A 12,273-nucleotide genomic window follows, 5' to 3' on the forward strand; every position below is an offset into this window, starting at 1 on the left:
GTCTATTTGATGCTTGTAATACAAGAGTTTTAGCAATTTCACTGTTATCAAGATTTGAGAATATAGCGATTTTTTTATACACGTATGGTTAGTGGCGCCATGCAATGCTGATTAAAGCTCCAACGAACGCAGGCGCTAAATATAGGAATAATGTAAGAGATGTTAAGTTACCTGCTTCTATGCCAGGAAGTCTATTTGATGCTTGTAATACAAGAGTTTTAGCAATTTCACTACTATCAAGATTTGAGAATATGGCGATTGAGTAATCCAGAAGAACATAAATTTATTTCTAATGAGGACTTAAAGTAACCGCATTAACTTGACCTAATTTAGATTTTTGTCCTGTAAAAGTATGAACGCATTGTACAAATTCATACTGGTTATAAGCTTTTAGTGCTTCTTGTATCCAGGTTTCTGAGCGCACGCGTAAGTGAGAGTATGCTAATAATTTTACTTTGCCTGTAGTATTTTGTAATGACTTTAAAATAACGTCTAAACCAGCATCTCCATAATGCAGCGCGTCATTAGGTGCAGCAATTTGATACTCTGCCAACCCACTTGCTAAACGTTTTTCAACTCCTTCTATTCCTCCTAATATTACACTGTTTATGGGAGGAGGCGCCTGTCCTCCGAGTACTGCGTCTTAGTTTGTGGGTTTGTTGGGATTATTCATTTAAAATTAGTGGTTTTATACTGTGTAATTGATGCAAGTTATTTGGAAACCTAACCACCTAACCCCCTTCCCTACAAGGGAAGGGGGAAAATAAATACTCCCCTCTCCTTGCAGGAGAGGGGTTGGGGGAGAGGTTTATTATTCATGATTGTAACAGTACCGTAATTCCTAATTATATTATTCCCAGATTGAGTAATAACGGTCGTTAAATTGAGAACCTGTGAGAACACGACATTTTAGTTGGGAGAGTTGCTCTAACATTCCTGGGTTTATGCGGTTCCCTGATACATCTAGGGTATGCCTTGTATTCCACCTAAAACTAAATTATCAATAGGAGGAGGCGCCTGTCCACCAAATACAGCATCAAATTTTTGGGGTTACTTAGAGTTGTTAATCATTGTTTTAGATATAATTTTTATCAAATTTATCAAAATCTCTTTATTCGTATGTCGGTGAGTATCGGAAATGCTTTTGTGATTGAGCAATTACATGACATTTAAGCTTAGATAACTTTTTAACCATGTTTGAAGATAAGTAGTTTCTACTTACATTCAAAGTATACAAGCGGTTAATAGCTGGACAGTTAAATAATATTTCTGCTCCTTTATCTGCTAAAGTCCCATCTGAAAGTTTTCATCCAAACTCTTCTGATTATTTGCTATTACCTTAATATTAAGGCAATCAAACTGCTTAATCATCTCCTCTGACAAAAAATTATCTGAAATATTAAGAATATAAAGATTATTGCTCTAGCAAGTGCATAATATGCATTCTATTTTTTGCATATAAATATGTACAAAATAATGAATGGAAGCACTTTTTATGGTAACGCTGTTATTGTTACTAATCCACCAGCAACACCTTGAATTTGCAACTCGTATCCTTCAATTAATCCCATCCCAACCAATGGTTCTGTTTGTGCCTCATCAACCTCAATAATCCTGGTTTGACCGTCCCAGATGATGGATGCTTCGTACACATCAAATATGCACAAGCTGCCATCACCTAAAATACCCTCTTGACGGGCGTACCAAGTAAGACCAAGAGATGTAATGATAGTTGGTGGTAAAGTTAGAAAACCTGTATATCCAGTATCTATAACTGCCTGAATTTCTTTTTGCTGCTGTTGCGAACCAAGCACAACCAATTGCACGATTGCTTCACGGTTCGCATTTACGTTTCCAATTATCATATTATGTCGTAGAGGGAGAATGAAAACCAAACCGATGAACAGCACGGTGTCCAATACGGATACAAAAGATTTGTGCATCAGGGTAACGACTAAGCAATAGTTTGGAAGCAGTAACACTATTGTCCGCAACCTCAAAAGCTCCAGTTTCAATATCAATTGCCACAATTTTGCCGTAGTTCTCCCCTTCGACTTGCAATCTAACCGAAGATTCGTAGATTGCGTGACCGCGACGAGCAAATTCTTCCTTACTGTAGCGAGGTTGTCGTATTGTCATGTTGCTTCTTTACCTTTTTTGGCGCCACTTTTATTGTTATATCATGTAGCAGCTTACTCCGCTACTGAACAATAGCGACCATTAATGTAATAATCTGTATCCTCTTCTTCCTTTTGTTCATCTGAAAGGACTTTCACATCAAGCTTTAAAAACTTTTTGAGTGTTTCCTTAGACAAAAAATTATCATCTAAAATTAACATATCAAGATTATTTATTTTTGGACAATCAAGTAAAACTTGTGCAGCATCATTTCCTAACGTCCCCATTGACAAGTCAAGTATACTTAGAGAGTCTAATATCGGAGAATGTACAATAGCATGAGCTATTTCATCAGTAAATTCGCTATTACATAACCCCAAATAATTCAAGTTAGGAAAAATTAAATCTTCTAAAATTGGCTTGACATTTTCTATCCAAGCATCTCCACCATAGTTAGCACTACCAAACCATATTTCTAAATGTTCTAGCGCAGGTAAATTCATTGAACATATTTCATCTACAGTAACTCGACTTAACCCACCTGTCTCTACAACTAGTGCTTTCAATTTATCATGCCGTACAGGAGGATTAAACGCTAATTGTGTTCCTCCTCTAACTTGTAACACTTCTAAATTAGAATACGCGCGCAGTATTGGACTAATATCGCTTTGCATTATCCAAGAAATTTCACAGTCCTCACTTGTCATATCGCCAATAAACAAAGCTTTAAGATTTGTAAAGCGATTTTTTGCTTCCACAAGAGCATCTACAATACTGCTGGAACTATCATCATACGGTTCGTTCCACATACCAATGACCAATGCTTCCAATTTTCCAGCATTTGGGTCTTTTGATAATTCGATGACTTTTTCTGCCATATTTTTTTCACCAGCAGATGATTCATACTCGCAATGAAGTGCATAAGCTTTATTTATAGGGTCTGCAATACCTGTAACTTGGTCAAAATCTACAACTTTACGCTTTGCAAAGATTTTATAATTGTCATCATGTTGCGGTAAGCGTTCTTCCAATACCCACGGTTTATACGCTTCCAACACTTCTTGAATTTTCGGCGCCGTGGTACGAGTTAGTGTTTTATAGGCAAGGCGCCGTACTATATTAGATTCGTCGCGTAGACTTTGAATTACCAAATTTAATCCTTCTTCCCCGTAGTTTAGCGCTTCTAGTAGTGCTAGGATGCGCGTTTGTGTGACTGGGTTTGATAGACGACGCTTAATACCCTCGACTCCACCTAGCACTACACTGTCTATTGGTGGTGGAAAGTTCCCACCTAGTACCGAGTCGAAGTCTCTGGGACGGTTATGATTATCTGACATAATGCTTCACCTTTGCATTCGTGCTTATTTTTCCCTATATTGACGAGATTATTCGGCGCCAAGATTTATCTTTATAAACTCTTATTAAATAGAGTAGTACCTGCGTTTTATAATTGCAATAAACCCGTAGGATAGGCATCTTGCCTGTCCTAGGTCAGGCGAGACGCCTAACCTACGGGGATACATTGCCGATTTGGGTGAGAAAATGTTAGAACGCTGTTATTAACGTGCGAAACATAGAGGGGGGTTAAATTTATGGCAGAGTATCAAAAGATAGAGTACAAAATTGGCAAAGACGGTAAAATTACGGAGACTGTGATTAACGGTTCAGGTACTGGTTGTACTGAAACCACTTCTGGAATAGAAAGTGCGCTGGGAGAGGTGGAAGACCAAGAACTTTTGCCTGAGTACTACGAAGGTGAGGAACACGAGACACAGGCAGAAAATCAGTCTCTTAAACAACAGTAAAAATGTCAATGATAGTAATTAGCTGGGATAACGTTGTTTTTTTGCTTGCCGTCGGCGCCATTATAGTTAGTGGTGTTGGATTGTTGTCGTTGCTATTATCGGTAAGTCATAATGCTGGCAACCTGGATGAGTTATTGCTTGGTTGGATGAAGCAAGCAGGTATCTCGAACTGGAAAGCTTTAGAAAAAAAATCAGGTTTGAGTCAAATTGCTGTATGGCAGTTGCGTGATGGAGATGGGAAAAATCTTAAGTTTGCTGAACTTGCTACTGTTGCTAAGGTTTTCTCGATACCCTTGGGAACATTATTCGACAAGTTAAACTTACCAGTCGAAAACCCTGAGCTAGAAGCACACCGTATAAAATGCGAGCAGTTAAAGAATGAAGCGCAGCAGTTAGAAGAAAAAGTAGATAGTTTATATAAAGAAGGTTTGCGACTCCATGAAGAAATGCAACAGCAGAAAGCTGAGATAACTGAAGTATTTCGCGAATCTACATTTGCTCAATTACAGTCACTGCTGACTAACTACCCTAGTATCCATCAAATGGTCGGCGCCAAACCTGAGTTACCTGCGAAGAATTTACTTTCGATGTTCGCACCCCTTGATAATTTACTTAAGGAATGGGGTTATGAACAAATTGGTAAACCTTGGGAACAAGTAGCATATGACCCTCAAGTACATCAACCTGATAGTTCAGATATTGCTGAGGGTGAACAAGTTTATGTCAGGTTTTTAGGGTATCAGCATCAGGGTAAGATTTTATGTCCTGCTAAGGTAAGTCGGACTTTACCTGGTGGTGCTGGATAATTCTTCTTTGCGAACTTTGCGTCCTTTGCGGTTATATAAGAGGAACGAACCGCAAAGTTCGCAAAGGACGCAAAGGTAAGAAAGAAAGGTAAGATTTTATGTGGTTTATTTAAGATGACTACAGTAGTTATTGATTTTGGTACTAGCAATACGGTAGTTTGTACTACAGATATTATTACGCAAACTCCCAGAACTCTTAAATTTGGTGACATATCAAGACGCTTTGAAATTGGGGGAGAAGCGGTAACTGTAGTCCCTTCCTTAGTATTTGTCGAAGGTCAAAATCGCTTCATCTTTGGCGAAACAGTACGGGCAAAGCGTTTAGGATTTTCTCAACCCGAACGCGCGTTTCGCACTTTCAAACGCGACTTAGCAGCAGATTTTGTGCCACCTCCCCGTTTGTTAGATGGTAATAGTTATTCAGCGGAAGCTATTTCTGAAACATTTCTTAAAGAAGTTTGGCGCCAAGTTGAAGAACAGTTACAACCAAGTCAAGCTATATTTACAGTACCAGTCGGCGCCTTTGAACGATATCTCGATTGGTTTCGCAGTGTTGCCGATAAATTAAATATTCCAAACTTACAAATTGTCGATGAGTCAACTGCTGCTGCACTTGGTTACGCAGTTCGGCGTCCAGGAACGCTTGTATTAGTAATTGACTTTGGTGGTGGTACGCTTGATTTAAGTTTAGTACGTACCATCAAACCAGCATCTGAACAGCAAGCAGTCAAAGCAGAAGTTATCGCAAAGTCAGATGCATTCGTTGGTGGTGTAGATGTAGATAACTGGATTGTTGAACATTATCTCCAAAAAACAGGCGCCACACGTGACACAGTAGGGGAAATTGGTTATATGAACCTGCTGGAACTTGCCGAAAGTTTAAAAATACGACTTTCCACAACTGAGGAAGCGAAAGAATCTTGGTTTGACGATGAGAACTTTATGTCCCACGAACTACAATTAAACAGGGACGAACTAGCAGATATATTAGAAAATCAGCAATTATTAGAGCAACTACGGCAAGCAATAGACGAAGTATTAGCCATAGCATTAACCAAAGGAATAAGCAAAACCAACATCGAACAAGTATTACTCGTTGGAGGTACATGTCAAATACCCGCCGTACAGCAACTAGTGGTATCCTACTTTGGTAAGCAAAAAGTCAAATTAGACAAACCCTTTGAAGCAGTCGCACATGGCGCCTTAGCATTAAGCGAAATGGCAGAAGTCGATGACTACCTGCGTCACAGCTATGCTATCCGACTTTGGGAACCTCACAGCAAAAGCTACTCATATTATACCTTGATAGAAAAAGGAGCCAAATATCCAGGCGCCAAATCAGAACCATTAACCCTACAAGTAGCAAGTGACGGACAACGAGAAATACGTTTAGACATCGGAGAAGTAGCAGAACTCTCCCAAGCAGAAGTTACATACGACGCATCCGGTAGAATGACCAGTAGTAACTTAGTAAAACAAGACACCTACCGTTCCCTAGAAACCCACCATCAACAAGTATGTGTAGCACACCTCCAACCACCCGGAGAAACAGGAATAGACAGAATACAAGCCCAATTTGAAGTCAACGAACAACGAGTATTAGTTGTAACAGTAAAAGACCTACTCACAGGCAAAATGCTAGTTGAAAAAGGCGCCATCGCCAAATTAAAATAATACTTGTGGGAAAAAATAATCTATCTTGTGGAATGGGCAAATCTTGTGGAATGGGCATCCCTGCCCGTTCCTAATACATATGGCAAGGCAAGAGAAAGCCCACCCCACAAGAGTAATAGTTATAGCAGTTTTTATATTTACTTACAGTGAAAATGCTCATTGAAAGAGGCGCCCAAACCAAAATTAAAGTGATTTAAGGTTAGAACAGGATGGTAAATAATTCAAATCAACCAAGAGACTATGATGCCGTACTGGGTGGAGAAAATTCTCCTAAAGACGGTCTAGTTTTGGGTGGTTTGGAAGGAGCAAAACAACGTTTAACTAGTAATAGCGAGCAATATAGAATCATTGCTTTATCACAATTTATCGACAAAGGCGAAGAAGGGTTAGAATTTGTAATAAAAGCTCTTAAAGACCCATCAGAGAAAGTAAAATTGGCAGCTTATAAATTATTAATAAATATTTCAGATACTAGAGTTAGACAGGCGATTATAGAATTTAATCCTTATCAGTATTTTCGGTGTATTTACACAATTCCTCTCTGTTATCATTACAGGATAGCAGCAATTGGTATTCATCCTCAAAGAAAGACAATAATACTTTGCGCTGATGGTTATGGAGATTATCTTGATAGTGAAGATGAAATGATTATCGACACATGTGATTACTATTATGAAGCATATATAGATATGCAAGAGTGGGATTTAGAAACTGGAAACAATATTCAAAATCGCAGCAAGATATTTGGCGAGAAAACTAGTAATAAGCTAGGTTACGATTTTTTTCATCAAATCTATTCCATGACTCTTAGTTCCGATGCTCAAATATTAGCCGTAGGTGGTTCCTATAACCGTAGTAGAATAGGAAAAATTGTATTATATGATATTATAAACAATCAAATAATACGTGTAATGACTACACAGCCAGACAAAAGTTATGGTATTTCCGTTCTAGCTATTAATCAAGATGCAAGTGTTTTAGTTAGTGGTGATAAAAATTCATTAATTATAGTTTGGGATTTAAAAGAAGGAAGAGAGATTTATACAATAACAGAGCATACTAAAGAGATTACTTCTCTTGCTATTACTCCAGACGGAACTAAGTTGATTAGTACAAGTTTCGATAAAACAATAAGAATTTGGGATTTAAACACAGGGAAACAAATTAGTTGTATAGAAGGTCTTGCTTACCCGATTTTAGCAGTTGCAATAAGTCCTGATGGGCAAACTTTTGTTACTGATTATAATAACAATATTAAAATCTGGGATTTAGCGACAGCTAAAGAAATCCACAATTGGAGTTTTTGGGAAAATGTAATAGATTCTTTGAGTATTAGCTTAGATGGTAAAATTTTAGTAAGTTGTGGAGACAAACAAATGGGAAACGATATTAAAGTATGGGAATTAGGTAGAGAATTATTAGCAATTATGGAGGAAAACAATGAAAGGATTAATGCTTACTCGGCTGTAATGAGTCAAGATGGACAAACGATTGTAAGTTATGGTGATGATGGAATTAAAGTTTGGCGATTACCTTAGATAGAAACTTAAAAACAGGGGAACGGTATATAGCGATGGGATATACAGTTTTATATCAAGCTATTCCAGAACAAGCACAACTACTTGAACGCCTACGTTCAAATAAAAAAATGTATTGTATTTATGAAGCAGTGGCGCCATTTAGCTTCAAAATCTTCAATGCATCAGAAATAGATCAAAATTACTTAAACGATATATTAGACAGCGAAGTTGACGCAGAAGACTTTACCTCTCGTGTTGAAGCAGAAAACACGTGGAAAGAATTTGTTACAGAATTAGAACTTGCAAAATCTTTATACCCAAATATTGCGAATAGAGCAACTGATTTAAAGAACTGCTGTAACATAATCGAAACAGCACTTATCTCAGAATTAGAGGATACAGAATTAAACACTGATATCCCTGTACATAAATATATACATCAGTTTACGCGCGGTAGTGAACCAGTAGCAGTACATCTTTCTCACTACCCTTGGCACAATCTTTACTTTATACCATCTTTATTTGTAAAAGAGTTTGCAGAGATTTTACGAAAAATAGAAGGTAAATATTTGTTGGAAAAATATAATTTATCATACCAAGAAGAATTTGAAAGATGGAAAAACTTATATATAGAAGCTTCTCTTTATAACGAAGCTCTATTAATCAATGTAATTTAGATAACTGACATGAGAATTGACAAGCAGGATATTGTAATTGGTTATCATTCTTCCTCTGTGAGACAGCTTAAAGTGACTTCATCATTAAACCACAGAGGCGCCTGTTCAACAGTAACAAGCACAAAGCTTTATAGTGATTTACACCTCTGTTGTGGGAATACTAGTAATAGTAAAGTGGTGGTGCTATGGTAAATAATCAAAAATTATTTTCCAAATTCATATTGGGAATACTCATTACAACTTGGTTTTCTGAAGGATGTTTGTAGTGAGCTTGTTTTATTGAAGGACATAAGTAATCAAAAGAACTGTCAGTATGTTCTAATCTTAAATCACGAGGTGCGTTTAACGCAATAACAGCATCTCCTATTTTTTCACAACGTTTACAATCACATGCTCTTTCACCCAAAGTTAAAATTTCTTTTAAATTAGAAGCAATATTTAAAAAACCTCTTGTATTGGTGTTTCTGGGTAGTTTTGACGCAACTTCAAGTAATTGTTCTATTTCATTACGATAATGTACTAAAATAAATTGGTCAATTTGACATTTACTTCGACAAGTTCTTGTATCCCCAAACTCTAAAAGAAAATTTTTAAAACCTGGCTCTGGATTTTTAGAATCTTCAACATCCAGTGTTACAAGGGCACGCGCGCACAAAGTTAAATCATTTGTATTATGAAACTTTGTTTTAATCACTAAATTAAAGCGCTTGATATATATTACTAAAAGTGATATAGCTTTCTCTTTATCTTTCGGGCTAGAGAAATTTAATTGACGGTCATTAAAAAGCTGTGGAATCACCTGTAAAATAGCTTTTAGTTCACTCCCTTTAAACTTATTACTCCATAATGCGAAAGCATCTCCTATAGTATTGATGCCATCCAGGTTTAAAACAAAATAAAAGGATATAATATTTACAAGATAACTACGTATAATTTCCATTTTAACGTAGTTGGATATGTAAAGTTTTTTGTTAGTAAACTGAGACTCTAAGTAGTGCTGGTATACTTGTGTAGAAAGTAACAGCGAACGCATTACAGAAGTATCTAGAAAGTATCCTTGAATCGGTGCCTCTGACATATTTTGTTACACCTATAACGAATCTTCGTAACTATCATCGTCAAGTATAGTACCAAAAGGTAATGTATTAAAACCTATATTTTCTAAAGATATAATAGTGCTTTCAACATCGGCATTAGTGATTGTATTTTTATTAACTAGTGCTGAAAATAAATTGTAAGCACCTTCATACTGCTTATTAGTGTAATTAATCCAACGATTTTGATGAGCAAGTGCATCATGTAGTGCCATTACTGCTTCTGTGTAAGGGTCATACATGTATGTATCATGTAGAGAACGCATTTTTCGCAGTAAGCTGTCAGCAAAAACAACAGCTACTGGTTCAGAGGCACATTTTGAAAGCTGTTCCAAATCTGGCAACATTGACTTGGTTATTTCAACTGCGCTTGCTTCTAAAGTTGTCTGTTCGGCGCCCATATATTTTTTTCAGTAAGTGTTTATTGGTTATATATTATTGTATTGTATTTTCGAGACAAAGTGAGTTTATAAGCAGGGTATTGTAACTGATTCTCATTCTTATCTGATAAGACAGCTTACTGATTCTTGACTGTGAAGTGACTTTATCATTATTAAACTAATTTGGTGCCACTGAACGGTTACAAACATAGAGCTTCATAGAGATTTATGGCTTTGTTGTGGGAATACTATAAATAGTAAAGTGGTTAAGGTGATATGGAAGATAATCAACCAAGTAAAAATGATGCTGTTATAGGTGGCAATAATCCACCTCCTGTAAGTGGTATAGTGTTAGGAGGAATTGAAGGCGTTAAACATCGCCTATCTAGTAATAATACAGAGGAACGTATTGCTGCGCTTTCCGAAGCCTTAAATTATGGTGAAGCAGGTTTAAATTTACTGGTTCAAGCCTTGAAAGATGAATCAGAAGAAGTACAAAACAAAGCTTATTCATTGTTAAGGCAAATAGAGGCGCCGAATATTAAGCAAATCCTACACAATTATAAACCTTGGCAATTTTTTGAATATTTGTGTAGGACTTATGGGCATTCATGTGCTGTTGTTCGTAGTGCAATTAGTTTAGATGAAAAAAAGTTTGTGAGTTGTGCTGATGGCATCAAAGTTTGGGATTTGCATACAGGATACCAACTTTACGACTTTCCACATTCAAACCCTACATATATAAGTATTAGTCCTGATGGAAACACTCTTGTAAGTGGGTTTGATTATGGTCAAATAAGAATATGGAATTTAAACACGGGTGAACTAATCCAAACACTTGGTGAATACTCACGCCACACTACTTTAACATATGTTAGTTCTAATTGGAAAATTGTTGTAGGCGTAAAATATAGAAGTATTGATATATGGGATTTAGAAACTAAGCAGCTTATTCGCACTCTTAAAATTATCTTTGGCAAGTTAAGTTGTATTGCTCTTAGTTATGATGGAAATCTTTTAGCTGGTAGTGGCTTTGATAACCGTATTAGAGTATGGGATTTAAAGTCAAGTAAAGAAGTTATCTACCCGGACATGATATCAATTAGTTAAACGTCTGTTCCCTTACCATTCTGAGGTTGATAAATTTATTCAGCAAAGCGAACAGGTAATAGCTGCTAATTACCGTTGATGAATGCGAATAAATATTTTGTAATAAAAATATCTTCTTCCAAATTTATTTGGACATAATTATTAGCTAGGGAATTAATACGGTCAAGGCGCCAGCTGTGCAGCTACTAACCTGATTATTTCCCTACGTAAACCCTATTTTTGTCTTGGTAAGCATGAAAACATGGCGCCGTTTTCTTGGAGGAGCAAGCAGTGCTATTGGCAGTGAAATTTTAATGCGACAACAACGACAAGGATGGGGTGCAAAAGTAATTGAAAAGCTGGCATCTGATTTACAAAAGAGCTTTCCTAATATGAAGGGTTTCTCTGCGCGTAATCTTAAGTACATGCGTTCTTTTGCTGAAGTATACCCAGACGAACAATTTGTGCAACAGCTTGTTGCACAAATTCCTTGGGGTCATAATGTCCGTATTTTAGATACAGTTAAAGATGTCAAAGAACGTGAATGGTACATTCAACAAACTATTGAATATGGTTGGAGTCGCAATGTATTAGTTCATCAGATAGAAAGTGGACTATATCATCGTCAAGGTAAGGCAACTACTAACTTTGATAAAACTTTACCTAAGCCACAATCAGAATTAGTGCAACAGCTATTGAAAGACCCTTATAATTTTGATTTCCTCAGTTTAAATAAAGAAGCGCAAGAACGTGATTTAGAAAAGGCTTTAATTAACCATATTCGTGATTTTCTGCTAGAACTAGGTTTAGGATTTGCTTTCGTTGGCAGTCAGTATCATATAGAAATTGATGGTCACGATTTTTACATTGATTTATTATTTTATCATCTACAATTACGGTGTTATGTAGTGATTGACTTGAAAGTTGAGGAATTTAAACCAGAGTTTTCTGGTAAGATGAGTTTTTATGTTGCTGTTGTGGATGATTTACTGCGTCATCCAGATGATAAACCAACTATTGGTATGGTTTTGTGTAAAGCGAAAAGTAAGATAATTGCAGAATATGCTCTGCGCTCAATAAATCAACCAATTGGTGTTTCAACTTATCAGT

13 protein-coding genes are annotated in these 12,273 nt (G+C 36.6%); 7 read left to right on the forward strand and 6 right to left on the reverse strand.

Translation table 11 applies throughout. From position 1 onward, the window contains the following. Window positions 1-289: 289 nt before the first annotated feature. From AC2JBO_RS36665 to AC2JBO_RS36680, 4 genes are all read right to left on the reverse strand, one after another. Entirely contained in the window at window positions 290-553 is a 264-nt protein-coding gene (locus AC2JBO_RS36665) for a hypothetical protein (RefSeq protein ID WP_496958560.1), read from the reverse strand. 940 nt (window positions 554-1,493) lie between these two features. Continuing rightward, window positions 1,494-1,865, reverse strand: a complete 372-nt coding sequence (locus AC2JBO_RS36670; protein WP_496958561.1) for a clan AA aspartic protease — start codon at window positions 1,863-1,865, stop codon at window positions 1,494-1,496. Window position 1,866: 1 nt separating this feature from the next. Then, complete coding sequence (locus tag AC2JBO_RS36675; protein ID WP_496958562.1) at window positions 1,867-2,139, reverse strand: hypothetical protein; 273 nt, start codon at window positions 2,137-2,139, stop codon at window positions 1,867-1,869. Between the two features lie 53 nt (window positions 2,140-2,192). Beyond that, window positions 2,193-3,455: an STM4015 family protein gene (locus tag AC2JBO_RS36680; RefSeq protein WP_496958563.1), complete on the reverse strand. Its 1,263-nt coding sequence runs from the start codon at window positions 3,453-3,455 to the stop codon at window positions 2,193-2,195. 255 nt (window positions 3,456-3,710) lie between these two features. Here AC2JBO_RS36680 and AC2JBO_RS36685 point away from each other — a divergent pair, with 255 nt between their 5' ends. From AC2JBO_RS36685 to AC2JBO_RS36705, 5 genes are all read left to right on the forward strand, one after another. Continuing rightward, entirely contained in the window at window positions 3,711-3,923 is a 213-nt protein-coding gene (locus AC2JBO_RS36685) for a DUF2997 domain-containing protein (protein WP_073618533.1), read from the forward strand. Between the two features lie 8 nt (window positions 3,924-3,931). After that, window positions 3,932-4,729, forward strand: coding sequence for a nucleotide exchange factor GrpE (locus tag AC2JBO_RS36690; RefSeq protein WP_496958564.1), 798 nt, complete (start codon window positions 3,932-3,934; stop codon window positions 4,727-4,729). Window positions 4,730-4,843: 114 nt separating this feature from the next. Next, window positions 4,844-6,403 (forward strand): Hsp70 family protein, encoded by a 1,560-nt coding sequence (locus AC2JBO_RS36695; RefSeq protein WP_496958565.1) that lies wholly within the window; start codon window positions 4,844-4,846, stop codon window positions 6,401-6,403. Window positions 6,404-6,612: 209 nt separating this feature from the next. Beyond that, entirely contained in the window at window positions 6,613-7,941 is a 1,329-nt protein-coding gene (locus tag AC2JBO_RS36700; protein ID WP_496958566.1) for a hypothetical protein, read from the forward strand. After that, window positions 7,926-8,600: a hypothetical protein gene (locus tag AC2JBO_RS36705; RefSeq protein ID WP_496958567.1), complete on the forward strand. Its 675-nt coding sequence runs from the start codon at window positions 7,926-7,928 to the stop codon at window positions 8,598-8,600. The genes AC2JBO_RS36700 and AC2JBO_RS36705 overlap by 16 nt, the downstream gene beginning before the upstream one ends. Window positions 8,601-8,796: 196 nt before the next feature. On the opposite strand, the gene AC2JBO_RS36710 is transcribed toward AC2JBO_RS36705, so the two are convergent. Together AC2JBO_RS36710 and AC2JBO_RS36715 are read right to left on the reverse strand one after the other, a co-directional pair. Beyond that, a complete protein-coding gene (locus AC2JBO_RS36710) occupies window positions 8,797-9,678 on the reverse strand; it encodes a hypothetical protein (RefSeq protein ID WP_496958568.1) in 882 nt (293 codons plus the stop codon). Between the two features lie 12 nt (window positions 9,679-9,690). Beyond that, on the reverse strand, window positions 9,691-10,095 hold the full coding sequence (locus tag AC2JBO_RS36715; RefSeq protein ID WP_496958569.1) for a hypothetical protein: 405 nt from the start codon (window positions 10,093-10,095) through the stop codon (window positions 9,691-9,693). A 255-nt stretch (window positions 10,096-10,350) separates the two neighbouring features. Here AC2JBO_RS36715 and AC2JBO_RS36720 point away from each other — a divergent pair, with 255 nt between their 5' ends. Further along, a complete protein-coding gene (locus AC2JBO_RS36720; RefSeq protein ID WP_496958570.1) occupies window positions 10,351-11,184 on the forward strand; it encodes a GUN4 N-terminal ARM-like repeat domain-containing protein in 834 nt (277 codons plus the stop codon). Between the two features lie 233 nt (window positions 11,185-11,417). Beyond that, on the forward strand, window positions 11,418-12,273 hold an 856-nt coding region (locus AC2JBO_RS36725), incomplete at its 3' end, for a PDDEXK nuclease domain-containing protein (protein WP_496958571.1).

The organism is Calothrix sp. CBUCES-K 9914 (assembly GCF_059640475.1).